The organism is Catellatospora sp. NPDC049111 (assembly GCF_040648615.1).
Lineage (GTDB): Bacteria > Actinomycetota > Actinomycetes > Mycobacteriales > Micromonosporaceae > Catellatospora > Catellatospora aurea.
Genome location: NZ_JBEZEB010000027.1, coordinates 49,734 through 74,331, shown reverse-complemented (window position 1 = coordinate 74,331; position 24,598 = coordinate 49,734). Strand labels below are relative to the sequence as shown.

General features: G+C 72.2%; 21 protein-coding genes. 12 read left to right on the top strand and 9 right to left on the bottom strand.

Annotation, left to right across the window (positions count from 1 at the left end; genetic code table 11):
* Positions 1-30: 30 nt before the first annotated feature.
* Positions 31-1,482 (top strand): SDR family NAD(P)-dependent oxidoreductase, encoded by a 1,452-nt coding sequence (locus AB0B66_RS29195; protein WP_360535970.1) that lies wholly within the window; start codon positions 31-33, stop codon positions 1,480-1,482.
* On the opposite strand, the gene AB0B66_RS29190 is transcribed toward AB0B66_RS29195, so the two are convergent.
* On the bottom strand, positions 1,461-2,171 hold the full coding sequence (locus tag AB0B66_RS29190; protein ID WP_360535968.1) for a 4'-phosphopantetheinyl transferase superfamily protein: 711 nt from the start codon (positions 2,169-2,171) through the stop codon (positions 1,461-1,463). The two genes, AB0B66_RS29195 and AB0B66_RS29190, sit on opposite strands and share 22 nt — an antisense overlap.
* Positions 2,168-3,166, bottom strand: coding sequence for a dienelactone hydrolase family protein (locus AB0B66_RS29185; protein WP_360535966.1), 999 nt, complete (start codon positions 3,164-3,166; stop codon positions 2,168-2,170). The genes AB0B66_RS29190 and AB0B66_RS29185 overlap by 4 nt, the downstream gene beginning before the upstream one ends.
* 104 nt (positions 3,167-3,270) lie before the next feature.
* On the opposite strand from AB0B66_RS29185, the gene AB0B66_RS29180 reads away from it, so the two are divergent.
* On the top strand, positions 3,271-3,672 hold the full coding sequence (locus AB0B66_RS29180; RefSeq protein ID WP_360535964.1) for an ATP-binding protein: 402 nt from the start codon (positions 3,271-3,273) through the stop codon (positions 3,670-3,672).
* Positions 3,673-3,676: 4 nt separating this feature from the next.
* Here the strand turns inward: AB0B66_RS29180 and AB0B66_RS29175 are convergent, their stop codons facing one another.
* The 3 genes from AB0B66_RS29175 to AB0B66_RS29165 form a co-directional block, all read right to left on the bottom strand.
* Positions 3,677-4,078 (bottom strand): PPOX class F420-dependent oxidoreductase, encoded by a 402-nt coding sequence (locus AB0B66_RS29175; protein ID WP_360535962.1) that lies wholly within the window; start codon positions 4,076-4,078, stop codon positions 3,677-3,679.
* A gap of 70 nt (positions 4,079-4,148) precedes the next feature.
* Positions 4,149-5,210 carry an N-acetylmuramoyl-L-alanine amidase gene (locus AB0B66_RS29170; protein WP_360535960.1) on the bottom strand — a complete coding sequence of 354 codons (1,062 nt, stop codon included), beginning with the start codon at positions 5,208-5,210 and terminating at the stop codon, positions 4,149-4,151.
* 206 nt (positions 5,211-5,416) lie between these two features.
* The gene (locus tag AB0B66_RS29165) at positions 5,417-7,495 is read right to left on the bottom strand and encodes a PQQ-dependent sugar dehydrogenase (protein WP_360535958.1); all 2,079 of its coding nucleotides are present in this window, start codon (positions 7,493-7,495) and stop codon (positions 5,417-5,419) included.
* Positions 7,496-7,706: 211 nt separating this feature from the next.
* Between AB0B66_RS29165 and AB0B66_RS29160 the strand changes: the two genes are divergently transcribed.
* From AB0B66_RS29160 to AB0B66_RS29145, 4 genes are all read left to right on the top strand, one after another.
* The gene (locus AB0B66_RS29160) at positions 7,707-9,641 is read left to right on the top strand and encodes a hypothetical protein (protein WP_360535956.1); all 1,935 of its coding nucleotides are present in this window, start codon (positions 7,707-7,709) and stop codon (positions 9,639-9,641) included.
* Positions 9,642-9,794: 153 nt separating this feature from the next.
* The gene (locus AB0B66_RS29155) at positions 9,795-11,156 is read left to right on the top strand and encodes a glutamine synthetase family protein (protein WP_360535954.1); all 1,362 of its coding nucleotides are present in this window, start codon (positions 9,795-9,797) and stop codon (positions 11,154-11,156) included.
* On the top strand, positions 11,144-12,250 hold the full coding sequence (locus AB0B66_RS29150; protein WP_360535952.1) for an amidohydrolase family protein: 1,107 nt from the start codon (positions 11,144-11,146) through the stop codon (positions 12,248-12,250). Before AB0B66_RS29155 ends, AB0B66_RS29150 begins: the two co-directional genes overlap by 13 nt.
* Positions 12,251-12,442: 192 nt before the next feature.
* Positions 12,443-12,907 carry an ATP-binding protein gene (locus AB0B66_RS29145; protein WP_360535950.1) on the top strand — a complete coding sequence of 155 codons (465 nt, stop codon included), beginning with the start codon at positions 12,443-12,445 and terminating at the stop codon, positions 12,905-12,907.
* A gap of 1 nt (position 12,908) precedes the next feature.
* Here the strand turns inward: AB0B66_RS29145 and AB0B66_RS29140 are convergent, their stop codons facing one another.
* Complete coding sequence (locus tag AB0B66_RS29140) at positions 12,909-14,144, bottom strand: cyclopropane-fatty-acyl-phospholipid synthase family protein (protein WP_360535948.1); 1,236 nt, start codon at positions 14,142-14,144, stop codon at positions 12,909-12,911.
* 7 nt (positions 14,145-14,151) lie between these two features.
* Positions 14,152-15,513, bottom strand: a complete 1,362-nt coding sequence (locus AB0B66_RS29135; protein ID WP_360535946.1) for an FAD-binding oxidoreductase — start codon at positions 15,511-15,513, stop codon at positions 14,152-14,154.
* Between the two features lie 80 nt (positions 15,514-15,593).
* Here AB0B66_RS29135 and AB0B66_RS29130 point away from each other — a divergent pair, with 80 nt between their 5' ends.
* The 3 genes from AB0B66_RS29130 (at position 15,594) to AB0B66_RS29120 (ending at position 18,311) form a co-directional block, all read left to right on the top strand.
* Positions 15,594-16,265, top strand: coding sequence for a nucleoside monophosphate kinase (locus AB0B66_RS29130; protein ID WP_360535944.1), 672 nt, complete (start codon positions 15,594-15,596; stop codon positions 16,263-16,265).
* A gap of 34 nt (positions 16,266-16,299) precedes the next feature.
* Entirely contained in the window at positions 16,300-16,779 is a 480-nt protein-coding gene (locus tag AB0B66_RS29125) for a MarR family winged helix-turn-helix transcriptional regulator (RefSeq protein ID WP_360535942.1), read from the top strand.
* Positions 16,780-16,862: 83 nt separating this feature from the next.
* Positions 16,863-18,311, top strand: coding sequence for an MFS transporter (locus AB0B66_RS29120; RefSeq protein WP_360535940.1), 1,449 nt, complete (start codon positions 16,863-16,865; stop codon positions 18,309-18,311).
* Positions 18,312-18,386: 75 nt separating this feature from the next.
* On the opposite strand, the gene AB0B66_RS29115 is transcribed toward AB0B66_RS29120, so the two are convergent.
* Positions 18,387-19,766, bottom strand: a complete 1,380-nt coding sequence (locus AB0B66_RS29115; protein WP_360535938.1) for an NAD(P)/FAD-dependent oxidoreductase — start codon at positions 19,764-19,766, stop codon at positions 18,387-18,389.
* Positions 19,767-19,975: 209 nt separating this feature from the next.
* Here AB0B66_RS29115 and AB0B66_RS29110 point away from each other — a divergent pair, with 209 nt between their 5' ends.
* Entirely contained in the window at positions 19,976-20,509 is a 534-nt protein-coding gene (locus AB0B66_RS29110; RefSeq protein WP_191841069.1) for an EF-hand domain-containing protein, read from the top strand.
* Between the two features lie 90 nt (positions 20,510-20,599).
* Here the strand turns inward: AB0B66_RS29110 and ligD are convergent, their stop codons facing one another.
* Positions 20,600-22,039 (bottom strand): non-homologous end-joining DNA ligase, encoded by a 1,440-nt coding sequence (gene ligD / locus AB0B66_RS29105; protein ID WP_360535935.1) that lies wholly within the window; start codon positions 22,037-22,039, stop codon positions 20,600-20,602.
* A gap of 324 nt (positions 22,040-22,363) precedes the next feature.
* Between ligD and AB0B66_RS29100 the strand changes: the two genes are divergently transcribed.
* Positions 22,364-23,416 (top strand): DUF6348 family protein, encoded by a 1,053-nt coding sequence (locus tag AB0B66_RS29100; protein ID WP_360535933.1) that lies wholly within the window; start codon positions 22,364-22,366, stop codon positions 23,414-23,416.
* A gap of 190 nt (positions 23,417-23,606) precedes the next feature.
* Complete coding sequence (locus AB0B66_RS29095) at positions 23,607-24,554, top strand: zinc metalloprotease (RefSeq protein WP_360535931.1); 948 nt, start codon at positions 23,607-23,609, stop codon at positions 24,552-24,554.
* Positions 24,555-24,598: the final 44 nt, after the last annotated feature.

Below are 24,598 nucleotides of genomic sequence, written 5' to 3'. Positions count from 1 at the left end.
GTTGCAGGCGAGCACGGAACGGGCAGCGGGATGACGATCACTGAGCAGGAGCGCACCGGGATCGATGCCGCGCGCCTGGAGGCGTGCCTGAGCGTGCTGGCGGAGGTCGAGAACCTGCCGACCGAGCACCCCGACGCCGTGGCGGTGCGCCGCGCCGTGGGCCGGCTGTTCAAGACCGTCAAGCAGCAGCGCCGTCGGGACAAGCGCGAGGAGGTCCTCGCCGCCGACGAGGCGGTGACCGCGGCGACGGCGACCGGCGCGCCGGGGCGCATCGACGACGAGACTGCGGGCGTGTTCGGGCTGACCTCCCCCACCAAGGGCGACGTCGCCGGCCACCTGCGCCAGCCGCGGGCCTGCTACATCTGCAAGGACCGCTACACGCAGGTGGACGCGTTCTACCACCAGCTGTGCCCGCCGTGTGCGGAGCTGAACCACGCCCGCCGCGACGCCCGCACCGACCTGACCGGCCGCCGCGCGCTGCTCACCGGCGGCCGCGCCAAGATCGGCATGTACATCGCGCTGCGGCTGCTGCGCGACGGCGCGCACACGACGATCACCACCCGGTTCCCGTCGGACGCGGTGCGCCGCTTCACGGCGATGCCGGACAGCGCCGAGTGGCTGCACCGGCTGCGGGTGGTCGGCATCGACCTGCGCGACCCCGCCCAGGTGGTCGCGTTGGCCGACTCCGTCGCCGCGCAGGGCCCGCTGGACATCCTGATCAACAACGCGGCGCAGACCGTGCGCCGGTCGCCCCAGGCGTACGCGCAGCTGCTGGCGGCCGAGTCGGCCCCGCTGCCGGACGGACCGCTGCCCGAGCTGATCAGTTTCGGCCACTACACCGGATCCAGCCCGGCCGCCGCGGCGATCCAGGCCATGCCGCACCAGCAGCTGAGCCCGGAAATGATCACGTCGCTGGCGCTGACCACGGGCGGGGCGAGCCTGGAGCGCATCGCCGACGGCTCCGCCATCGACGCGGGCGGGCTGGTCCCCGACCTCGACCCGAGCAACAGCTGGGTGCAGGTGGTGCAGGAGGTCGACCCGATCGAGCTGCTCGAAGTGCAGCTGTGCAACGTCACCGCTCCGTTCGTGCTGGTCAGCCGACTGCGGGCGGCGATGGCCGCGTCCCCGGCGCGCCGCAAGTACGTGGTGAACGTGTCGGCGATGGAGGGGCAGTTCAGCCGCAAGTACAAGGGGCCGGGCCACCCGCACACCAACATGGCCAAGGCCGCGCTGAACATGCTGACCCGCACCAGCGCTGGGGAGATGCTCGACGACGGCATCCTGATGACCGCGGTCGACACCGGCTGGATCACCGACGAGCGCCCGCACCCGACCAAGATCCGCCTGGCGGACGCGGGTTTCCACGCCCCGCTCGACCTGGTCGACGGCGCCGCCCGGGTGTACGACCCGATCGTGCGCGGCGAGCTCGGCGAGGACCTGTTCGGCTGCTTCCTGAAGGACTACAAGCCCTCGCCCTGGTGACGCAGCAGCTCGGCGGCGTCGTGCTCGGTGACCGCCGACGGCGTGCCGAGCACGGTCAGCGCCCCCTGGTAGCCCGCGCCCGGCGCGAGGGTGAACATGCGGGCGGCCTCGACGACCTCGGGCCGCCCGTCGAAGCGGTGCAGGCGCGGGGCCTGCGCCGGAGCCGACACCTCGATCTTCGTCATCGCCACGCGCAGGCCGTCGCCGGTGGCCTTGAGCACCGACTCCTTGCGCGTCCAGTACGTGTAGAAGCCGTCCTGATCGAGCGGCGAGCAGGCGGCCAGCTCGGCCTCGGACAGCGCCAGCCGGGCCACGCCGAGGATGTCGCGCTGCGGCTGGGCCTGCTCCACGTCGACGCCGACCGGCCCGGCCAGGCTCAGCGTGACGGCGATGCGGTCGCCCGAGTGCGACACCGACACGTCCGGCCCGCCCGGCACGGTGGGCCGGCCGTGCGGGACCGCGCAGGTGGTGCACGCGCGCTCGACGCGTACCGCAGCGGGTCTCTCGCCCAGGTGCCGGCCGACCAGCAGGCGCAGCAGCGCCGCGGCCACCGTCTGCCGGGCGCGGTCCTCGGGCCGGCGCAGCGACTCGCGCCGGGCGCGCTCCCCCTCGCTCAGCAGACCCTGGTGCCAGGGCTGCTCGTCGGCCGGGTCCGCCCAGTAGACCCGACACTCACCCGGAAGGTTCACAGTCTCGCCTCGAACTTGGCCACGCCGGCGCGGGTGCCGTCGGCGGACAACCGGCCCTTGGCCGCGGCGTCGCCCCACAGCGCCCAGCGCAGGAAGTCGGTCATGGTCTTGATGGTCTGATCGAAGCCTTTGGCGCCGGGCCCGAGGAACGTGCCATGGTCGCCGCCGAGCAGCGTCAGGAAGGCCCGCGGCCAGGACGTCGCGTTGTACGCGTCCCGCCCGGCCTGGTAGCGCACCACCGCGTCGGCGTCACCGTGCACCCACAGCACCGGGGTGCGGGCGCCCTTGAACGCGCCCATCGACCCGCCCGAGATCACGATCGCCGCGTCCACCCGCGTGTCGCGGTTGTTGGCAAGCATGCCCGCCGACGTGTACCCGCCCGCGGAATGCCCCGCGACGCCGATGTGGCCGCCGTCGAGGTGCCCGGCGAACAGGTCGCCCGACTTCGCGTCGAGCTTGAGCAGCGCGGTGAGCACAGCGGACCCGTCGGCGGGCTGGTTGGCCATGTCGAGCTGCTTGAACGGGTCCGCGTTGTGGTTCGTGAACGGGTACGCCGGGGCGGCCACCACGAAACCCGCCGCCGCGAACCGGGTGGTGAGCTGCTGGTAGTAGGTCGGCAGCCCGCGCAGGCCGTGGCTGAACAGCACCACCGGGAAGCGCCCGGCGGCGACGGGGGCGTCCTTGCGCGGCGAGCCGCCCGCCTTGCCGGTCGCCGGATACCAGACCGTGGTGGGCAGGGCGCGGTCGCCGCGGGTGAACTTCAGCGTGCGTACCCCCACCGCCAGCGCGCTCTTCGGCGCGGCCCGGACCCCCGGCGACGCGGACGGGCGCACGCTCGCGCTCGCCGACGGCGCGGCGGACGGCGCGCCCGACGCGGCGGCGGTGCCGCTGGGCGGGGTGAACACGGGCGTTGCGGGAGCGGGCGAGGAGCACGCGGCGACGCTCAGCACCAGGCACAGCGCGAGCAGGCGGAGGGGGGCGCGACGGTCCGGCACGCCGCCGACTCTACCGGCGCGGGCCGGACCCCAGGGCCGCCCATCCGGATGCCGTCCGGCCCCGAATCCCTGCCGAGACCAAGCCGAGACCCAGGTGGTGGACCGTGAAATCAGCGAAGCACGGCCGGGGCGGGACGCCCGTGACGGCCGCATCGATCCGGCTGCCGGGCGGCCGGGCCAGTAACATCCTCGCCCGGCAGTTCGTCAGCACGCAGCTCGGCGCGTGGAACCTGCGCGACCCGGACGGGGACGCGCTCATCCTCGCCTCCGAGCTGGTGAGCAACGCCGTGCTGCACGGCGGCGGGGCGGTCGCGATCCGGCTGGCCCGCACCGGCGCGGGGCTGCGCATCGAGGTGACCGACCGCAGCCCGCGACCACCGGAGCAGCGCTCGCCGGGGGTGGACGGCGGCTTCGGCCTCGGCCTCGTCGACGGCCTGTCGGCCCGCTGGGGAGTGGTGACCGGCCGCACCGGCAAGGTGGTCTGGCTGGAGTGCCGCCTGCGCTGAGCCGCTAGGCCAGCAGCGAGGCGTCGCCGAGCAGGCGGGTCACCGCGATCTCGACCGCGACGCGGTTCGGGTTGACCCGGGGTTCGCGGTAGCGGGCGGTGTACCGGTCGACGGCGTCGGCGACCCGCTCCGGGTCGCCGGTGACCGTCGCCTCGCCCTGCAGGGTCAGCCAGAACCGGCCCTCGAACTGGCACAGCGCCACGGCCGGGTTGCGGCGCGCGTTGGCGGCCTTGCGGCTGGCCCCGTCGCAGATGACCCGGGCCAGGCCGGTCGCCGGGTCGTAGGTGAAGCCGACCGGAGTGACGTGCGGGCTGCCGTCGGGCCGCAGGGTGGTCAGCGTCGCCAGCCGCCGCTCCGCGAGGAAGAGCAGGCCCGCGCTGGAAAGGTCCCGTCTGCCGCCGTCCATCGCACTCCCCTGCCGTCGTCGAAGCTCCGTCCACACCGATCCAACAGCATGGACGGAGCTTCGAGCACGACTACACGCGGGTGACCCGCACCGCGTCGGCGATGACGTAGCCGGTCGCGCTCGTCCACCGGCTGACGCCGACGGCGTTGTAGTCGCCTGCGGCGAGGTTGAACGTGCCCAGCGAGCGCCACCCGCCGCCGCCGGTGCGCTGGTCGAGGTGGACGGTCTGGTTGCCGCCCGTGGTCACCACGACGTGCGGCGCGGAGCTGCTGTAGCCGGGGTCGGCGGCGTGCCAGACGTCGACCCGGTAGTTGGCGGTGGCCGGGATGTTCACCTTGAACCAGGCGGAGTCGCTGGCCAGCACCGGGTTGGCGAAGCGGTAGTCGGCGCCGTACCGCTGGCCGGAGAACGTCGAGGTGCCCCAGTTGGCGCTGGCCGTGAACCGGCCCGCGGTGGCGTTGTCCACGATGGTGCTGAAGGCCGGCGGCGGCGCGGTCAGGCCCAGGTACGACGCGATGCCGTTGGCGTGGCCCTGCGCGGTCGCGGTGAGGAACGCGGCGCTCTTGAGCAGGTTGGCGTCGGCGACGGTGTCGATGAACAGGTTCTCGGTGAGCACCGCGGGCATGTTCGACTCGCGCAGCACGTGGAAGTTGGCCGTCTTCAGGCCGCGGTCGGTGACCGAGCCGGCGGTGCGCATGCCCGAGAGCACCCGCGAGTGCAGGGCGTTGTGCAGGTTGACGGTGGCCGTGTCGGAGGTCAGGTAGCGGTAGCTCTCGAAGCCGGTGCCGCCGCCGGAGTTGATGTGGACGCTGACGAAGATGCCCGCGCCCCAGGCGTTGGCGTCGTCGGTGCGCTGGGCGAGGCTGACGGTGGCGTCGGTGGTGCGCGACATCCGCACGTCGACGGCGTAGTTGGCCTGCAGGATGTTGCGGATCTGCAGGGCGATGTTCAGGGTGAGCGTCTTCTCCTGCAGCCCGTTGGCGACCGCACCGGGGTCGGTGCCGCCGTGTCCGGGATCGAGGTAGACCTTCGGGTTGGCGGCGAAGGCGGGGCTCGCCGCGAACGGGGCGGCCGCGAGACCGGCCGCGGCGGCCAGCAGGGTGCGGCGGCGCACGGAGGGGTTACCGAGCATGAGCACCTCTCAGGGTGGTGGGGGTCGGCTCGGCGCGACTATAACGACGTTCGATAGATCAAAGAAAGATGTCTACCAAACTCTTTGGATCTCCGTAGTTTTCCTACCGGACACGACACCGCCGGTGACGACACGGCCGCGAAGCGGCGCAGGGTGTCGTCACCGGCGGCGGGCCGGACGCGGGAGGGGTCAGCGGGTCGAGCGGATCACTTGATCTTGATCGAGACCGGCACGCTGCGATCCGTGCCGACCCTGGCGAACAGCTGGTAGGACCCCGCCGCGGGCACCGGCCCGGTGGCCACCCGCACCTGGTTCTTCGCGCAGGCGCTGCTCGACTTGCCGTTCCACTGCACGGTGAACACCATCTCGCGGCCCGCGGCCAGCGCGGTGACCTGCTTGCCCTTCGGCGCGCCGCAGTGGTCCGAGGACCAGACCTTGTCGGTGCCGTGCATCAGGAACAGCTCCTGCGCGTCGGCTCCGATGTCGCGGTTGCAGGTGTGCTTGGACAGGTTCTTGATCACCAAGGTGAAGCCGATCGGAGTGCCGCCCTTGACGTCGGTCTTCGACGCCCGCGCGATCACCTGCAGGTCGCCGTCGGTGCAGGACTCCTTCGCGGCGACCGGCTTCGGCTTGCCCCCGGCCGCCTGCGGCGCGTACCGCACCCGGTAGATCTTCGCGGTCGACAGGATCGGGTTGTAGCCCTGGTCGGGGTAGAGCCCGGAGAAGTACAACCCGTCCGGGCCGGCCGCGATCCCGGCGACCGTCGTCTTGCCGTACCCGTTGTATTCGACCAGGGTCTTCGGCTTGGAGACGGAGCCGTCCTGGTTGAACGTGAACTCGACGATGCGCTTGCCGCGCAGCTGCGGGCCGGTGCCGTAGGTCGGGCCGCTCTCCGATACGAACGCGTTGCCGAGCTTCGTGTCCGGGAAGCCGGCGGTCTGGTTGCCCTCCTTCTGGATGAAGGTGATGCCCACCGGCGCGTGCGTCGGCGCCCAGTTGTAGAGCGCCTTCTTCTTCAGGCTGGACGTGTTCGAGTTCCAGCCGTAGTCGCCGCCCTTGACGATCCGGGCCAGCCGGTCGTTGTTGGTCGAGCCGTTCTCCACCGAGTAGTGCTGGCCGTCGGCGGCTCGCCACGCGCCGCCGAACGGGTTGCGGAAGCCCGACGCGAAGACCAGATCCTTGACCTTGCTCTTGTCCGCCGGGTCGTAGAACGGGTTGTCCTCGGGCGCGGAGCCGTCCAGGTTGACCCGCAGCACCTTGCCGCGGGCGTCGGTGAGATCGCGGGCGCTCTTGGGCACGAACCCGTCGCCGATGTGGATGTACAGCTTGCCGTCCGGCCCGATGGTCAGGTTGGAGATCTGGTGCGAGGCGACCAGCGGGTCGTCCTTCAGGTCCAGGATCGTGGTGACGGTCTTGCCGGTCAGACCGCCGTCCTCGCTGTGGATGCGCACGACCTTGGGGAAGTACTCCGCCCCGGCCTGGTAGAGCATGCTGGCGAACAGGTCCCCGGTGGTCGGCTCGACGACCACCCCGGTCAGGCCGATCTCGCCGGTGCCGGGGAAGTCCGCGTACGGGTTCCAGTTCAGCAGGTTCTTGGCGTACACCCCGACCTTCAGGTCCCCGCGCACCACCTTGATCGTGCCGTACAGCTCGGTGACGTAGAACATCGGCTTGTCGGGCGCGACGGCGTGCGAGGGCACCATGGCGATGTTCACCGGCAGCTCGAACCCCGACGCCACCTCCTCCACCTTGTACCCGGGCTGGGCCACCACCCACTGCGGTGCGCCGGGCAGCGGCTTGCGCTCCTTGTCGGTCCGGAACGGCCGGCTGGTGTACGGGCTCCACTCCGTCGCCGGGTTGCCGCTGCTGTCCTTGTGCCGCACCCGCAGCTCGTAGTCGCGGTCGCCGGGCAGGTCACGGCGCTGCGCGAAGGAGTTCTCGAAGACGCCGTCGCCGAAGTGGGTGTGCGTCTTCTGCACGCCGCCGATGCAGCCGGCGAACCAGACGCGCTCGTGCGGCTGCGCCGTCCAGATCTCCCAGTCGGTGCAGACGTGCTCGCTGCCGGCGTCGACGTCCTGCATGGGGCTGGTCTCCATGTGCACGTCCGCGCCACTGAGCAGCGCGCCGTCGGTCTCGGGCTCGGTGATGACCGGGCCGAGCGGGGCCGACGTGGCGGGCAGCACGGGGCCGCCGACGTGCTCACACGCGGCGACCACACCCATGATGGTGAGCAGGACCGCGACCAGGATGGACTCGCCGGCGAGCGCGATCTTGCGAGCGTTCATGCGGGCTGTCCCCCGGGGTCGTGTCGTCACCTCACGCAACTCGGGCGAGGGTACAGAGACTTTTGGGGGCTGTTGGGTATTACACGCCCATTGTTACAAATTACGGCCTATTTGTCCGTTTATCCTAGACGACGCAATCGGCTGGCGCGGGGCCCGCCGGGTGTGGCAGGGTGCTCGCCATGACACACGGAATCGAGCTGTCCCCGGTCCGATGACCCAGGTGGACGAGCGCGAGGCGCTCGCACCCCGGACGATTCTCGAACACGCCGAACTCCTGCATTTCACCCATCCCGACGGCCCGCTACCCCAAGCCGGCCGGCCGTATCCGGACGAGGACCGCTACCGCGCGCTGCCCCGCACCGAGCGACCGACCGTGGAGAGCAACCAGGCGATCGTCGACCTGGTCACCTCCGCTTACCGGGCCGAACCGTCCCCCGCCCGAGCCCGGTTCCCGCTGGCCGAGGCGCTGCGGTCGGTGGTCGTCCCGTCCCGCGGCCACGGGCCGCTGCTGGAGGCGGTCGCCTCCTTCGACCCACGCTGGCGGCACCGGGTCGGGCGGCATCTGGCCTGCACGGGCACCGAGCGCGGCCAGGTCCTGGTCGGGCTGATCCTGCTCGCCGGAGCGGCCGGTCCGGACGACGTGCTGCCGGTACGCCTGCTCGGCCTGCTGGGCAGGCACTTCGGCGAGTCGGCGATCCGCGTGCTCCGGCAGATCCCCGGCACCGCCGACGACCTGATCTGGCTGGCCGAACGATCCGACCCGATGAACCACGCCCGAGCCGTGGAAGCGCTGTGCGCCCTGGCCGACCCGGCCACCTTCGCCTGGCTGCTACGCGAAGGCGTACGCCCCGACGGACCCTCCGTCGTCCACGCCCGAGCCGTCGCCGAAACCGTCGACCTCCCTGCCCTGCTCAACGTCGATGCACTGATGGCAAGGTGCCCTTCCTCTACAGATAGCGATGGGAAGGTGCCCTTCCTTTGCTCGGGGGAGATCGTCGCGCAGGTGGGGCGGGTGTTGACGGTGCTGATGGGGCGTGAGGCCGGCAGTGCCGAGCTGCGGCGGTATGCGGGTGCGGGGGCGGTGTTGGCCGGGTTCACGAGTGCGGCCGGGAGAATGCTGCCGGATCTGGACCGGTATGCGATGGTCGTGTCCGTGCTCGCCGACCTTTACGCGGGCCAGGCTGCCACGCTCGGCCTGCCCGTGGGGGAGCTGACGGCGATGCGGGCGGCGCTCGAGGGGCTGCTCGACGAGCCCGCCTGGGCCGCCGTACGGGCGGATGCCGGGCAGTCGGCGGACCCGATGGTCAGCCGCCGGGCGCGATGGGCGCTGGCCACCCGTATCGCCTGCCGACAGACTCCGTTACCGGCCGGATCGGCCACTGCTGAGGAGACCGAGATGACACGACCCGACAGCGGACGGAGCACCTTCGCGATCCGGGTGCACGTGGGCGACCCGGGGCTGACCGGCGGCGTCGAGACCAGGGTCTTCATCGACGGTCGCCCGATCATCCTGGAGGCGTTCGACAAGGGACCGTCGGAGCAGCCGGAATACCTGCTCGGACCGGAGCACCGGCTGCGGGCGGCCGACGAGCCGCACGAGGTGCGGCTGGCCGAGGCGGACTGCACCGAGGGCTGCTGCGGGGCGCTCTACGTCACCGTCGAACGCCGGGGCGGCGAGGTCGTCTGGCGCGACTGGCGCGACCCCGACCGGACCGGCGTCGACCTGCCGGTCTTCCGATTCGCGGCCGCCGACTACGACGCCGAGGTGCACCGGGCCGAGAACGACCACTCGTGGGAGTGGCCCGACCGGACCGTCGCCCGGCTGCTGCGGGCCCGGCTGCGGGCGGAGCCGGATCTACTCGGCCGGTGGGACTGCGATCTGGGCTGGATATCGACCGGGCCGCGCGACTGTGGCCAGGTGCAGGTGTCGTACCTCCACCCGCGCCGCCCGGCCCTGGACGACGAGCCGTGGCTGCAGTTCGTCGCGGTCCTCGACGTGCCGCCGGGCGAGCCGGACGCGGTCGCCGACGTGCTGGTCCGGCAGCTCGCCGAGACCGACCCGCGCCGCCCCGAGTGGCTCTCCGGCGGCAGCGCCGAGGCCGCCGAGGCACTCGGCTTCGACTGGCCGCCCGCACGCCGACGCTGAGGACGATCGCCGTTTCGGGACGACAAGTGCGGTCCAGCCGCACTTCGTGACCCGAAACGGCGATCATGCCGACCGGCTGCCGGTGCCCGAACGGGACGGTCGATTTCGGCCGTCCACGGCGCGGGGTCCGGGCCGGGCAGCGAGAATTCAGGCATGTGGGAGCCGGTGCTGGACCGCGACGCGCGCGCCGCCGCCGCACGGGCCGCCGCCGCCCGGCTGGCCTCCTCGGGCATCCACGCCGTCGCCCTGACCTGGGTCGACAACGCCGGGGTGACCCGGGTCAAGTCGGTGCCGACCGAGCGCCTCGACCACGCCGCCGCGTGGGGCGTGGGCATGTCGCCGGTGCACGACGTGTTCTGCGTCGACGACACGATCACCGCCGGTGACCTGATCGGCGGCCCGGTCGGCGACCTGCGGCTGCACCCCGACCTGGACGCGCTGACCGTGCTCGGCGCGATGCCCGGCTGGGCCTGGGCCCCGGTGGACCGGTGGACCCAGGACGGCGAGCCGTACCCGGTGGACCAGCGGCTGTTCGCCAAGCGCATGGTCGAGCGCGCCCACGCGGCGGGGCTGCACCTGCGGATGGCCTTCGAGATCGAGTGGCTGCTCGCGCGGCCCGACGGCACGCCCGCGGGCGACGGTCCGGCGTACGGCATGGCGCGGCTGGCGGAGCTGGCGGACTTCGGCCGGGACCTGCTGGCGGCGCTGGCCGCGCAGGGGGTGGCGGTGGAGCAGTTCCATCCCGAGTACGGCCCTGGGCAGCTGGAGGTGTCGGTCGCGCACGCGGACCCGGTCACCGCCGCCGACCGTGTGGTGCTGGTGCGCGAGACGATCCGGGCGCTGGCGTTCCGCCACGGGTTCCGTGCCTCGTTCGCCCCGGTGGCCGTGGTGGAGCAGGTCGGCAACGGCATGCACCTGCACTTCTCGGTCTGGGCCGGCGGGCTGAACCTGTTCGCGGGCGGCGACGGCCCGTACGGGATGACGCGGCGCGGCGAGTCGGTGCTGGCCGGGGTGCTGCAGCGGCTGCCCGCGCTGGCCGGGCTGGGCGCGCCGAGCCCGGCCAGCGCCCTGCGCCAGGCTCCGCAGCGCTGGGCCGGGGCCTACCAGTGCTGGGGGCACGAGAACCGGGAGGCGGCGCTGCGTTTCGTCACCGGCGCGAGCGGTGGCCGGGACACCGCCGCCAACGCCGAGATCAAGTGCGTGGACGCCTCGGCGAACCCGTACCTGGTGGCGGGGGCGGTGTGCGCGCTGGCCACCGACGCGGCCGGGGCCGGGATGCGGCTGCCGGACGAGGTGCGGGTGGACCCGTTCACGCTGGCCGAGGCGCGCCGCCCGCCGCGGCTGCCGGACTCCCCCGCGTTGGCGGCCGAGCGGCTGCGCGCCGACGCGGGCCTGGTCGCGATGCTGGGCGAGCCGCTGCTGGACGCGTTCGGCGCGGTGCACCGCGCCGAGGCCGACACGCTCGGCAGGCTCAGCCCGTCCGACCTGGTGGCGGCGGTGCGATGGCGCTACTGACCGCGGACCTGCCGCTGATCGACGGGCACTGCCACGCGATCACCGTGGCTCCGCTGGCCGACGCGGCGTTCGAGCTGTGGTGCACGGAGGCCGACGAGCCGCCCGCGCCGGGCACGTCCTACCTGGACAGCCGGGTGGGTCTGGCGCTGCGGCGCTGGTGCGCGCCGGTGCTGGACCTGCCCACGCACGCCCCGGTCGAGGAGTACCTGCGGCGGCGGCGCAGGCTCGGGCCGGACGAGGTCGCGACGCGGCTGCTGCGGGCCGCGAACCTGTCCGCGCTGCTGGTGGACACCGGTCCGGTCGCGGGCGGGCTGGTGGACCGCCACGTGCTGGGCACGCTGGCCGAAGCGCCGACCCATGCGGTGGTACGCCTGGAACTGCTGGCCGAGCAGGTCGCGCTGGGCACGGACGCCGCGGGGTTCGCGGCCGCGTTCGCCGTGGCGCTCGACGAGGCCGTGCCGGAGGCGGTGGCGACGAAGTCGATCGCGGCGTACCGGCACGGCCTGGACCTGGACCCGGCGCGGCCGGAGCCGCACGAGGTGACCGCGGCCGCGGCCCGCTGGCTGCGCGACGGCGGGCGGCTCACCGACCCGGTGCTACTGCGGCACCTGCTGTGGAGCGCGGTGGACGCCGGGCTGCCGATCCAGCTGCACACCGGCTTCGGCGACCGGGACGCGGCGCTGGCCCGCGCCGACCCCGCGCTGCTGCAGCCGTTCTGCGAGGCCACGCTGCCGTACGGGGTGCCGCTGGTGCTGCTGCACTGCTACCCGTACCACCGCCAGGCCGGCTGGCTGGCCCAGGTGTACCCGCACGTGCACGCCGACCTGGGCCTGGCCGTGCCGCACCTGGGCGCGCGGGCCACGGCGGTGCTGGGCGAGTTCCTAGAGCTGGCCCCGTTCGGCAAGCTGCTCTACTCTTCCGACGCGTACGGCCTGCCGGAGCTGTACCTGATCGCCGCCGCGCAGCTGCGGCACAGCCTCGGGCTGGTGCTGGCGGAGGCGGTCGACGACGGCGCGGCGAGCGCGGCCGACGCGCGGCGCATCGCCGAGCAGATCGGCGCGGGCAACGCCGCCCGCCTCTACCGGCTGGGCTGATCGGGCCCGGCACACCGGCCACCGGGTAGACGATCAAAACGTGAGGGAATGGGTATGGGCCAGAGGTCAGCCGCACCCACCGGATCGAGGTGACACATGAACCGCGCCGCCAGAACGCGCTACGGCACCCCCGCTGGTACCGCTCCGTACCGTAGGCCCCGGCGGAACCTGCTGCCCCCTCCCGCCCCGCCCGTGCCGGAGCACGAGGAGGCGGCCGGGCACGAGACGGCCACCGGCCCGACCCCGATGACGCCGCACGACCAGGTGCTCGTGGAGGGGCCGTTCAGCCGCGTCGACCTGCGTGGCATCCGGCAGCGCATCCACGAGCTGGGCGAGGCGTGGCGACTGCCGGAACCGGTCGGCTGGGCGCTGGAGTTGGTCGCCACCGAACTGGTCGTCAACGTCGTGATGCACGCCGACGGGCGCGGCCGACTGCGGCTGTCCCGCTATGCCGGCTGGGTGTTCTGCCAGGTCAGCGACGTCGGCCCGGGGGTCAGCCGGCCCTACACGGCGGGCTGGCAGCCGCCGACCGGCACGCAGACCTCCGGCCGGGGGCTGTGGATCGCCCGGTGCTTCTCGGAGCGGCTGACCATCGACTCCAGCACGCTGGGCACCACGGTCACCGCGAAGATATGGGCCCCGTCCGGGCCGCGCTGACTCAGGGCCAGCTCGGCCGCAGCGGCATGCCGGCGGCGCCCTTCGGGTCGAGGCGTACGCCCAGCACCTGGTGCAGCTGCACCTGGTCGCGCTCGAAGCCGAGCCGGCAGCCCGCCAGGTAGAGCCGCCACACCCGGGCCCGGCTCTGCCCGATCTCCTCGACCGCCTCGGCCCAGTGCCGCTCGAGGTTCGCCGACCACTGCGCCAGCGTCAGCGCATAGTGCTCGCGGAAGTTCTCCTCGTGGCGGATCTCGAACCCGTTCTCGTTCATCACGCCGATCAGGTGCCCGACGCCTTCCAACTCGCCGTCGGGGAACACGTACTGGTTGATGAACGTGCGCCGGTAGCGTCCCGGGTCGCGGTTGTCGGGCCGGGTGATGCAGTGGTTGAGCAGCCGCCCGCCGTAGCGCAGCCGCTGCTGCAGGAACCGGAAGTAGCCGGGCAACTGGGCCCGGCCGATGTGCTCGGTGAGCCCGATCGAGCTGATCGCGTCGTAGTGGTTGACCGGCACGTCGCGGTAGTCCAGGTGGCGCACCTCGGCGAGGTCGGACAGGCCCGCCTCGGCGATCGCCTTGGCCGCCCACTCGGCCTGCCGCCGGGACAGGGTCACCCCGAGCGCCTTCACGCCGTACTCGCGGGCGGCGTGCATGACCATGCCGCCCCAGCCGCAGCCCACATCGAGCAGGCGCATACCGGGCTGGAGATCGAGCTTCTTCGCGACCAGGTCGTGCTTGGCGAACTGGGCCTGCTCCAGGGTCGCGGCCGCGTCGGGGAAGACCGCGCAGGTGTACGCCATGGACGGGCCGAGCAGCCACTCGTAGAACCGGTTCGACACGTCGTAGTGGTGCGAGATCGCGGCCTGATCGCGCTCCTTGGAGTGCCGCCGGCCGTGCAGCCGCGCCTCCATCGGCGGCCGGGGCGGCGGGTTCAGCAGCCGCAGCCCGCCCAGGTCGCGCAGCGCCTGATACCGCCCGGACCAGGACTGGTCCAGCTTGAGCCCGTTGACGGCGACCAGCGCCTCGTACATGTCGCCGTGCACCTCCAGGTCGCCGGAGACGTACGCGCGGGCCAGGCCCAGCTCGTGGCGGCCGGTGACCAGGTAGGACAGCGCGCGCTCGCTGCGCACCTCGAAACCGACGGCGGCGTCGGACGGGCCCGCCTCGCTGCCGTCGAACGCGGAGAACCGCACCGGAACCGGGCCCGTGACGAGCCCCTGGACCACCTTCGCAATGCTCATCTCGACCTCACCGAACGCACTTGTCGTACAGGTCTGGCAGCCGACCGTCGGGGTCGTACTCGCCCTTCACCGCCGCGTACGCGGGGCCGTTGTAGAGCTCCCAGAACTCCTCGCGGGGGTAGTGCACCGTGGAGTAGAGGGACTTGTGCCCGCCGAGCGCGTCGACGCGCGCCTCGATGAGCCGGTTGTGGAAGTCCGCGGCCTGGCCCGGCCGCCGCGCAACGCTGGACCAGAAGCCGAAGTTGACGTACAGGTCATCGGGCTTGAGCGGGTACAGCGGCCACGGCACGGGATCGCGCAACCGCAGCGGGCACAGCCACACCGGGGTGATGCCGACCTCGTCGAGGAAGAAGTCCAGGAACTCCGGGCCCTGGCGCACCGGCACCTCGACGTCCTGCACCACCGCCTCCTGCGGCGGGCGGCCGCGCACCTTGTCCAGCCGCGCGCTGAGCCCGTGGCGGCGGTCGAACGCGACCATGCGGTGGTAGACATCGGAGCGCCGGTAGCGGCGCGGCCACACGCGGCGTACCAGCGGATGCTGCGCGCCGAACGCCCGCGAGCACCAGAACCAGTCGGTGTCCCAGCGCCACAGGTAGTCGCGGACGCTCAGGTAGTCGATGGGTCGCCGGGACGGCGACCGGTAGTAGATCTCCTGGCCGGTGTAGTCGCTGGTCCACGGAGCGGTGTCGGTGAAGGTGCCGATGGTCAGGTACATCTGGCGGCCGTGGAAGACGGTGCCGTCGAGGAAGTCGACCCGCGCGTCGCCGTCGCGGCCGGACGTGCACAGCTCGTCGAGGGCGGCGAAGCAGGCCGCGGCGTTGTCGAAGCGCCGGTGCCGCAGCCGCACGTACGGCTGCACCGGTTCCAGTTCGATGGTCAGCCGCAGCGTGTAACCGAGCGTGCCGTACGAGTTGGGGAAGGCTCGGAACAGCTCGGCGTGCTCGTTGTCGGGCCGGGCGGTGACCACCCGCCCGTCGCCGGTGAGGATCTCCATCTCCAGCACCGACTCGTGCGGCAGGCCGTTGCGGAACGACGACGACTCGATGCCCAGCCCCGCCACCGCCCCGCCAATGGTGATGGTCTTGAGCTGCGGCACGACCAGCGGCATCAGCCCGAAGCGCAGCGTGGCGTCGACCAGCCGCTCGTAGGTGACCATGCCCTGCACCTGGGCGGTGCGCTCGGTCTCGTCCACGTAGATCACCGAGTCGAACGCGCTGACGTCCAGCCCCGGCCCGGCCGCGGGGCGGCCGAAACGGAACAGGTTGGACGTGCGCTTGGCCAGCCGCACCGGTTCCGTGCGGGGCAGGGCCTGGTACTGCGCCTTCAGCGCGCGTACCGCACCGGCATGGTCCTCAACGGATGGCCCCACGCTCGCAACGTACCGCCGCCCGGTGTGCCGGGCGTCATAAATCACTCAACTCCGATACCCGCCCGTGATTGACTTCAGGTGTGCGCAAGTACGTGATCATGGGCGTTCAAGGCAGCGGCAAGGGCACCCAGGCCAAGCAGCTGGCCGCCGACTTCGACCTCGTGCACATCAGCGTCGGCGACGTCTACCGCTGGCACGTGCAGTACCACACCAAGCTCGGCGCGCAGGTCCGCCGGGCGATGAACGCCGGTGAGCTGGTCGACGACAGCACCACCGAGACCGTGGTCCGCGACCGGCTGGCGCTGCACGACTGGAACTACGGCTTCATTCTCGACGGCTTCCCCCGCAACCGCCGCCAGGCCCAGTTCTTCCTGGAGAGCTACGACGTCGACGCGGTGATCCACCTGGATCTGCCCGACAGCGAGGTGCGCCGCCGCGTGCTGGCCCGGCGGCTGTGCTCGAACTGCGGCATGGACTACAACCTCATCGAGCACCGCCCGGCCCGCGAGGGCCGCTGCGACGCGTGCGGCGGCGAGCTGGTCACCCGCGCCGACGACACCGAGGAGGCGCTGGCCGCCCGGCTGGCCGACTACCACGCCAAGACCGATCCGGCACTGGAGCTGTTCCGCGGCAAGGAGCTGGTGATCAGCGTGGACGCCACGGCGGCCAAGAGCGCGGTGCAGCGGGCCATCCGCGAGCAGCTCGGCCTGCCCCAGCCGGCGCGCAAGCCGCAGGCTGACCGGCGCAGATAATCTGCTACGGATCTATTCGGCGTACACTGGCGGCATGACCGCGATGGCGCCCACCCGCACCAGCCCCGACCTGTCCTTCCTGCTCGACCACACGAGCCACGTGCTGCGCACCCGGATGGCCGCCGAGCTGGCCGAGATCGGGCTGACCGCGCGGATGCACTGCGTGCTGGTGCACGCCCTGGAGGAGGAGCGCACCCAGATCCAGCTCGCCGCGATCGGGGACATGGACAAGACCACGATGGTGGTCACCGTCGACGCGCTGGAGAAGGCGGGCCTGGCCGAGCGCCGCCCGTCGAGCACCGACCGCCGGGCCCGGATCATCGCGGTGACCCCGGAGGGCGCGAAGGTGGCCGCCCGCAGCCAGGAGATCGTGGACCGGGTACACGAGCAGGCCCTCTCCGCGCTGCCCGCGACCCAGCGCGAGACCCTGCTGCGCGCCCTGGAAAGCCTGGTCACGGGGCATCTGTCCGCCCCCGCCGAGTCCTCCGCACCGGTGCGGCGGGCCCGCCAGTAGCCGGTCCAGTTCCGTAAAAGATTGTCTGCAACAAAACTATCCGCTACGGTCTCTCCTAACGGCACCGTCCACAGGAGGACCGCATGTCCACGTCCATGTCCGCCCCGTCCCGCTCGCGCTGGATCGCCCTGGGGGTGATCGCGACCGGGCTGCTGATGACCGTCCTCGACGGCAGCATCGTCACCGTCGCGATGCCCGCCATCCAGCAGGACCTGGGGTTCACTCCCGCCGGCCTGAGCTGGGTCGTCAACGCGTACCTGATCGCCTTCGGCAGCCTGCTGCTGCTGGCCGGGCGGCTCGGCGACCTCATCGGCCGCCGACGCCTCTTCCTGGCCGGCACCGCCGTGTTCACGGCGGCATCGCTGCTCGCGGGCATCGCCGACACCCCGGCCCTGCTCATCACCGCTCGCTTCCTGCAGGGCGGCGGCAGCGCCATGGCCGCGGCCGTCGGCCTGGGCATCCTGGTCAACCTGTTCCCCGCCCCGGCGGAGCGAGCCAAGGCGATCGCGGTGTTCAGCTTCACCGGCGCGGCCGGGGCCTCGCTCGGCCAGGTGCTCGGCGGCGTGCTCACCGACGCCCTCGACTGGCACTGGATCTTCTTCATCAACCTGCCCATCGGCGTGGCCGCCCTCGCGGTCGCCGTCGCGGTGCTGCCCGCCGACCGCGGACTCGGCCTGGCCGCCGGAGCCGACGTGATCGGAGCGCTGCTGGTCACCTCGGGCCTGATGGTCGGCATCTACACCGTGGTCAAGGTCGAGGAGCACGGCTGGATGGCGGCGCCGACCCTGACCACCGGCGCGGTCGCGGTGCTGCTGCTGGCCGGGTTCGCGGTCCGGCAGGCCACCGCGCGGCGGCCGCTGATGCCGCCGCGGGTCCTGCGCTCGCGCAGCGTCGCCGGGGCGAACCTGGTGCAGATGCTGATGGTCGCCGCGCTGTTCTCCTTCCAGATCATCACCGCGCTGTACCTGCAGAAGGTGCTCGGCTACGGTGCGGGCGAGACCGGGCTGGCGATGCTGCCCGCCGCGCTGGTCATCGGCGCGGTCTCCTTGGGCGTCTCGGCCCGGCTCAACACCCGCTTCGGCGAGCGCCGCGTACTGCTGACCGGCCTCGCACTGCTGATCGTGCTGCTCGGGCTGCTGGCCCGCATCCCCGTGCACGCGTCGTACGTCACCGACCTGCTCCCGGCGATGCTGCTGGCCGCCGGGTTCGGGCTCGCGCTGCCCGCGCTGACCACGCTCGGCATGTCCGGGGCGGGTCCGGACGACGCGGGGCTCGCCTCCGGGCTGTTCAACACGACCCAGCAGATCGGCATGGCGGTCGGCGTGGCGGTGCTGTCCACGCTGGCCGCGGGCCACACCGGGCACGCGCTGGCCGGGGGCGCGAGCCAGGCCGAGGCACTGACGGGCGGCTACCGGCTCGCGTACACCGTCGGCGCGGGGCTGATGACCGCCGCCTTCCTGGTCGCGTACACGATGCTCCGTGAGCCTCGCCGAGCAGCCCGGCGCCACTCCGCGGTGCCCGCCACCGCCTGACGCGCGCGGATCTCATAAACGTTGGCCTATCTCATCGAAAATCCGGCAACGGGATTCGATGAGATAGGCCAACGTCTATGACAGGCGGGGTGGGTGCCGGTCGTCGTGTGCGGGGATGAAGCCGGCGGGGATCTGGGGGGACGGCTGGGCGGCGTGGCGGCCGGGGTCGGGGACCGGTTCGCAGGCCATGTCCAGTTCGGCGGTCTGGGGCGGGACCAGGCCGAGGCGGACGGACGGGGTGGGCAGGATCGCGTCGAGCAGCCAGTCGGCGACCACCCGGGCGCGGTTGCCGGGCAGCGAGAGCAGGTGGTAGCCGCGGGTGACGGCCATCGCGGGCAGGCCGGACAGCGGCACGCCGAACGGGTTCGCGGCCGCGTCCCAGCCGCCGAGGTCCACCAGGAAACCCAGGTCGTGGTGGCGGTACGGCTTGCGGGTGCCGACCCCGCAGGAGGCGGCGATGTTGTGCGCGGCGACCCGGCCCTGCCGTACGGCGTGCTGGGCGGTCATCGGGGTGTGGCGGCCGGGGCGGGTCAGGTCGGGCACGGCGGCGGCGTCGCCGCAGGAGAACACCTCGGGGTGGCCCGGCACGGCGAGGTACTCGTCGACGATCAGGCGGCCGTCCACCGCCGGCAGCCCGAGGCCGTCGACGAGCGGGTCGGGGCGTACGCCGACGCACCAGATCAGCGAGCGCGTCGGCACGTACGAGTCGTCGGTGAGCTGCACACCCTCGGCCTCGGCCTGGCGCACCGAGGTGCGTGTGCGCACGTCGACGCCGCGCCGGGCCAGCACCCGCGCCGCAGTGCGCGACAGCCGCGGATCCAGCTCGGGCAGCACCCGCTCGGCGGTGTCCAGCAGCAGCCAGCGAGGCCGTTCCCGCAGCCGGGGCAGCGACCTGGCCAGCGCGTCGGTGAACAGCTGCCCGTGCGCGGCGACCTCGGTGCCGGTGTAGCCCGCGCCGACCACGACGAAGGTGCAGCGGGCGCGGCGCTCCTCGGGGTCGGTGGCCTGCGCGGCGAGTTCCACCTGCAGCGTGATGTGGTCGCGCAGGAACATCGCCTCGGCCATGCCGCGCAGCCCGTGGGCGTACATGCCGACGCCCGGGATGGGCAGCAGGCGGTTGACGCTGCCCGGGGTGAGCAGCAGCCGGTCGTAGTCGAGCGCGTTGCGCGCGCCCTCGGGACCTGTGTAGGCGAGCCGGCGGTTCGCCAGGTCGACGGTGGTGACCATGCCGGGCACCTGCCGCACGTGGCGCAGCGTCGCGGCGAGCGAGACCGTGATCCGCCTCGGCTCCAGCAGGCCGGCCATCACCTCGGGCAGCAGCGGCACGTAGAGCAGGTAGTCCGCCGGGTTGATCAGGGTGATGTCGGCGTGGCCGCGGGAGCTGCGCGACAGACTGCGGGCAGCGTGGAAGCCCGCAAATCCCGCTCCGACGATGACGATGCGAGGCCGGGCCATGGCCGACTCCATTCCCCGGGACGGCGTTCGGCAAACCCGCCGCGACCAGCTCCGAACACACTCTGTCACGAAATCGCAACGCTGCGCCGCCGGTTCCTCGCGCTTGGTAGTGTCCTGTCAGGCCTCGGGTTCCGCGTGGCTCACCCGGTTCCCATACGGCCTTCGGTTCCGGATCGGCGCTCGCGCCGGCAGAGCAGGGGGTGCGACACATGTTGGACGTTCGGAGCGAACGGCTCGCGCGGCGGTTCCGGCTGTGGGACACCGACGGCAACGGCCACGTCGACCGGTCGGACTTCGAGGCCGAGGGCCGCCGCATCGTGGCGGCGTTCGGCGAGGACGAGCAGTCCCCGCGCGGCCGGGCCGTGCTCGACTCGTACCTGGCGATGTGGGAGTACCTGGCCGCCAAGGCGAGCCTGGCCCCCGAGGACACGCTGTCGGCCAAGCAGTTCGACCGCATCGCGCAGACCGAGATCATCCTGATGGGCAACACCGGTTTCAGCACCGTGCTGCGCCCCACCATCAGCGCCACCCTCGACCTGTGCGACACCGACGGCGACGGCCAGGTCAACCCGGCCGAGTTCCGCCGCTGGATCGAGGCCATCGGCGTCACCAAGCCCCACGCCGAGGAAGCCTTCGACCAGATCGACGAGAACCACGACGGCCAACTCAGCATCGACGAACTCGCCCAAGCCGTCCGCGACTACCACGCCGGCCTCCTCGACATCCCCCTCCTCGGCCGCTAAGGAAGGGCACCTTCTTATCGCTATGCGTAGAGGAAGGGCACCTTCTTAACGTCGCAGGTCGCTGACCTGCGGCGATAACGCCGCCACCGGTCAGGACTCGGCCGCCACATCGGACGCGGACTTGTCCGGGCGCAGGCCGCGCCAGGCCGGGTGGCGCAGCCGGCCGTCGCGGGTCCACTCGGTGAAGCGGACCTCGCCGACCAGCTTCGGCGTCGCCCAATGCGCGTCGCGCGCCTCACGGATCGGCGGCCCGGCTGCGAACGGCGACGTCCTGCGCTCCAGCTTGGACAGCCGCTGCCGCAGATCGTCGAGCATCTGCCGGGTGAAACCGGTGCCGACCGAGCCGACGTAGCGCAACCCGTCCGGCCCCGGAATCCCGAGCAGCAGCGCCCCGATCGTGTCCGCGCGGTTGCCCTGCCCCGGCCGCCACCCCGCGACGACCACCTCCTGCGTACGCAGGTTCTTCACCTTGATCCACGCCCGTGACCGCCGCCCCGGCTCGTACGCGGAGTCCAGCAGTTTCGCGACGACGCCCTCCAGACCCTGCTCGCGCGAGGTCTCCAGCAGCCGCGGCCCGCCGCCCTCGGTGTACGGCGGCGTGTCCCAGTGCGCCCCCGACAGGCCCAGGCCCTCCAGCAGCTCGCGCCGCTGCCGGTAGGGCAGCTTCGTGGTGTCCCGCCCGTCCAGGTGCAGCAGGTCGAACAGGACGTACGTGACCGGCGTCCGCGCCGCCAGCCGCCGCACCCGCGCCGCGTCCTGCACGTGCATCCGGGGCTGCAGCGCGCCGAACGAGATGCGGCCGGAGCTGTCGAAAGCCACCAGTTCCCCGTCGAACACCGCGGTCGTCGACCCGAGCGCCTCCCCGAACGCCCGCAGCTCCGGGTACGCCGCCGTGACGTCGAGGTCGTTGCGGCTCATGGCGCGCACCCGGCCGCCCTCCACGTAGACGACCGCCCGCACCCCGTCCCACTTCAGCTCGTAGCCGTAACGGCCGTCCTGCGCCGTCGACGGCAGCTCCCCCAGCGTCGCCGTCATGGGCCGGACCAGGTCGGGCGGCGCGGTCCGGTCGGCCGGCGGCGGGTCCATGCGGTGCATCAACCACTGGGTGCCCCTGGTACGGATGAGCACGTAGCGCCCCTGCACGCGGTGCCCGTGCAGCACCACCTTGACCTCGCGATCACTCCACTTCTCCAGGTCGTAGGTGCCCCGGTCCCAGATGGCGACCTCGCCGCCGCCGTACTCGCCCTCGGGGATGTGCCCGGCGAAGTCCGCGTACTCGAGTGGATGATCTTCGGTGTGGACGGCCAGGCGGTTGTCCTTCGGATCCAGGGGCAGGCCCTTGGGGACGGCCCAGGAGACGAGCACGCCGCCGTGCTCCAGGCGGAAGTCCCAGTGCAGCGCGCGGGCGTGGTGCTCCTGGATGACGAAGGTGTCGTCGTGCCCGCGCGGCAGCGGCCCGGCCGCGGGCACCGGCTCGGGCGTACGCGCCGCGGACCGCTTCCCCCGGTACGGCGCGAGCTTGTCGGCCACAGTGCAGTTCTACCCCGGCCCCGTCGCCGCGTGGGCCAGGTTTGCCCATGCGGCCGGTAATTCTCCGGCCCGAAGACTCCAGCCGGCCCGGTTGGCATGTGAACTCGCCGCCACGGGCGGGCTGACACCGCTCACGTGCGCAGCTACATCTTTTTTGAGGTGACCACATCAAAAGAGATGTGACCCGTCACCGCGCCATGTCGTCCAGCGCATGCGCCACGGTCGATCATGAACTTGGGGCAGGGACACACCGTCGAGCCGTGCCATAAGTTCATGATCGACGCGGATGGCCGCGTACCCGAAACGGGCTTGTATCCTCGCGTGATGTTCGACGCCGCCGTGGCCGCCGGGATCGCCGCCTTCCTCAACCACCCCGACCATGACGAGGACCAGATCGTCGCCGTGCTGCGCGAACAGGGTGTGGCCGACTGGCTGGCCGAGCGCCTGGTGACGTACCTGCCGATCGTGTACGGGCGGTTCCTGCTGCGGGGCTGCACCTTCGACCCGGACATCGTCGAAGGCGACGCGCGCCGGCCGCTCGACGGCGACCCCGTCTACCGGGCGGCCCACGCCCGCGCCCAGCGTCCGACCCGCCTGGAACTGGAACAGATCGGCCTGCGCAGCGCCGAGGTCAACGCCGTGAACCAGATGCACGATTCGAAGCTCGAAGACCTCGTCTTCAGCGCGACGCACCTGGCGGCCCCGCTCCCGCCCGCAGAACCGGGCGACGGCGGCGTGCCCTCGCCGGTCGAGCGATTCGCCGAGCTGCTCGCCGGCCACGGCCTGGCCACCGGCCAGGACGAACACGGCTGGTACGCGGGCGAGCTGCGCTTCGGCGCGAGCCTGATCACCCACCCCGCACCCCGGGTGCTGGGCCAGCTCGATTTCGCGGTGCAGCACCCCGCGCTCGCCGTCGACCGGCTGGTGGAGAGCGTCGCCGCGCACGGGGACACCTGGCAGGCGTCCATCGATCGCGGCACGGCGATGTTCGCCGAGTGCAGCCTGCACGTCCTGCTCGCCGCCCTGGTGGACCGCGCCGCCCATACCGACCAGGTCGAGTGGGAGCGGTACGAACACCCTTCCGGCCCGTTCGACGTCTGCGTCGGCCCGCAGGTCAGCTTCTTCGCGCAGGACATCCCGCCGGCCGGTGACGCCTTCGGTGCCGTGCTGACCGCACTGCACGCCGTGCCGCTCAGCCGGCAGGCACACGGGCTTCGGGTGTTCCTGTGCTATCAGAACGGCCGGTTGATCACCAACGAGGTGCTGCTCGACAACGAGCCCTGCCCGGCCGGCATGGCGACGGTCCCCGAGCAGCGCGACGATCTGCCGCAGCAGATGGCCGCGTTCCGCATCTTCGCGATGCTCGTGCCCGCCTAACACGCGCGGCACGTGACGCTGGGTCGTCAGTCCCCATCGGAGTGTCATGGCGTCTCCGTGACACGACCCGTGACAGGGCCACCATCCGTACACATGATTTCGATCTCCATCGATCATCTCTAGCGTCCCTCCCACATGCATGGGAACGGCGCGGACAACCCACCGCGCCAGGGGCAGGAGAGGTGAATCGATGGACCTGAGGCGCTCCCTCAGCACACTCGGACTGACCGCGCTCGTCGCGGCGTCCACGCTCACCGGAGGGGCGGCGGTCGGTGTGGCCGCGGCTCCCGCGCCGGTGTGCGTGGAGCCGGCCGCGGCGGCCAAGGCCAAGCCGGGCGGTTCCGCCAAGCAAGACCCCAACGAACTCACCGCCGAGCAGGTGATCGCCAACGAGAAGGCGCTCGAAGCCGCCCTCACGGCCAAGGGCAAGGCCCGCGCGGGCACGGCCGCCGCGGCGGCGGCGACCGTCACCATCCCGGTGGTCGTACACGTGATCTCCGAGGACGGCACCCGGGCCAACGGCAACATCCCGGACTCGATGATCAACAACCAGATCAACGTGCTCAACCAGGCGTACTCCGGTGGCACCGGAGGCGCGGCGACCGCCTTCGCGTTCCAGCTGCAGTCGATCAACCGGGTCACCAACGCGGCCTGGTACCCGATCGTCTACAACTCCAACGCGGAGAAGGCCATGAAGGCGGCGCTGCGCGTCGGTGGCGACGGCACCCTGAACATCTACACCGGCCTGCTCAGCCAGGACCTGCTCGGCTGGGCCACCTTCCCCCAGTCGAACATCACCTCGTACGACGGCGCGGTGATCCTCGCCGAGTCGCTGCCCGGCGGCAACGCCAGCCCGTACAACCTGGGCGACACGGCCACCCACGAGATCGGCCACTGGCTGAACCTCTACCACACCTTCCAGGGCGGCTGTAACGGCCAGGGCGACCAGGTCGCCGACACCCCGGCGGAGAAGACCGCCGCCTTCGGGTGCCCGACCAACCTGGACACCTGCAAGAGCAAGCCGGGCCTGGACCCGATCCACAACTTCATGGACTACACCGACGACTCCTGCATGTACGAGTTCACCGCGGGCCAGGCGACCCGCATGCTCGACGCCTGGAACGCGTACCGCGCGTGACGACAGGCGGGGCCCGGCGCGCGCCGGGCCCCGCCGCTGATCTC

Coding starts and splice junctions, on each gene's coding strand:
- AB0B66_RS29195 (WP_360535970.1), top strand. CDS start 31: ATGACGATCACTGAGCAGGAGCGCACCGGGATCGATGCCGCGCGCCTG.
- AB0B66_RS29100 (WP_360535933.1), top strand. CDS start 22,364: ATGTTCGACGCCGCCGTGGCCGCCGGGATCGCCGCCTTCCTCAACCAC.
- AB0B66_RS29170 (WP_360535960.1), bottom strand. CDS start 5,210: ATGCTCGGTAACCCCTCCGTGCGCCGCCGCACCCTGCTGGCCGCCGCG.
- AB0B66_RS29120 (WP_360535940.1), top strand. CDS start 16,863: ATGTCCACGTCCATGTCCGCCCCGTCCCGCTCGCGCTGGATCGCCCTG.
- AB0B66_RS29155 (WP_360535954.1), top strand. CDS start 9,795: ATGTGGGAGCCGGTGCTGGACCGCGACGCGCGCGCCGCCGCCGCACGG.
- AB0B66_RS29150 (WP_360535952.1), top strand. CDS start 11,144: ATGGCGCTACTGACCGCGGACCTGCCGCTGATCGACGGGCACTGCCAC.
- AB0B66_RS29110 (WP_191841069.1), top strand. CDS start 19,976: ATGTTGGACGTTCGGAGCGAACGGCTCGCGCGGCGGTTCCGGCTGTGG.
- AB0B66_RS29125 (WP_360535942.1), top strand. CDS start 16,300: ATGACCGCGATGGCGCCCACCCGCACCAGCCCCGACCTGTCCTTCCTG.
- AB0B66_RS29175 (WP_360535962.1), bottom strand. CDS start 4,078: ATGGACGGCGGCAGACGGGACCTTTCCAGCGCGGGCCTGCTCTTCCTC.
- AB0B66_RS29095 (WP_360535931.1), top strand. CDS start 23,607: ATGGACCTGAGGCGCTCCCTCAGCACACTCGGACTGACCGCGCTCGTC.
- AB0B66_RS29160 (WP_360535956.1), top strand. CDS start 7,707: ATGACCCAGGTGGACGAGCGCGAGGCGCTCGCACCCCGGACGATTCTC.
- AB0B66_RS29115 (WP_360535938.1), bottom strand. CDS start 19,766: ATGGCCCGGCCTCGCATCGTCATCGTCGGAGCGGGATTTGCGGGCTTC.
- AB0B66_RS29165 (WP_360535958.1), bottom strand. CDS start 7,495: ATGAACGCTCGCAAGATCGCGCTCGCCGGCGAGTCCATCCTGGTCGCG.
- AB0B66_RS29140 (WP_360535948.1), bottom strand. CDS start 14,144: ATGAGCATTGCGAAGGTGGTCCAGGGGCTCGTCACGGGCCCGGTTCCG.